Here is a 617-nt window from a genome sequence, read left to right on the forward strand (position 1 = left end):
ATATATAATAATCCAATAAGAAACTTATCTGTATCAAGAAACATAGGAATAAATGCCGCTTCAGGCCAAATAGTTGCTTTCATTGATGACGATGCTATACCTTTTTTAGATTGGTTTTATGCAATTTTAGAGTATTTCAATAGTTGTCATAGATTTGTGGCTGGGGCTGGAGGACCAACTTACCTTGCCGGGAGTCTAGATTTCCAAGCCAAAGATATTTTTGTTGACCGTTTTGGTTCGGGTATCATCAATCCCACGGATGAAATTAAGAATAACGCACAATATCGAAGAACTGTTTTAGGTACTAACTCATTTTTTGTCAGAGATTACCTCATTTCATGTGGTGGATTTGATGAAGAATATGATTATTATCTTGATGAAACAGATTTATGTAGTCGTCTGATTGATAATAATTTCCTGATAAATAGTTGCCCTGATGCCTTTTTGAGGCATGAGTTTTCAAAAAGTGAAAATAGATTAAATAAATATAACTATAATTGGTATTCGATAGTTAAAAATACTGTTTATTATTCTTGCAAATTTAATGGTTCTGACAAAAATACAATAAACTTAGTCAAAGATGCTATAATTAAAGATAGAGTTGAGTATATTCAGAG

Annotated in this window: 1 protein-coding gene; it reads left to right on the forward strand. The window is 31.6% G+C overall.

The genetic code is table 11. The annotated features are described in order from the left end of the window. Positions 1-617: glycosyltransferase family 2 protein (locus NNO03_RS22445; protein WP_271450611.1), on the forward strand; the 617-nt coding region annotated here is incomplete at both ends.

It is taken from the genome of Citrobacter sp. Igbk 16 (assembly GCF_028069755.1).
Taxonomy (GTDB): domain Bacteria; phylum Pseudomonadota; class Gammaproteobacteria; order Enterobacterales; family Enterobacteriaceae; genus Citrobacter.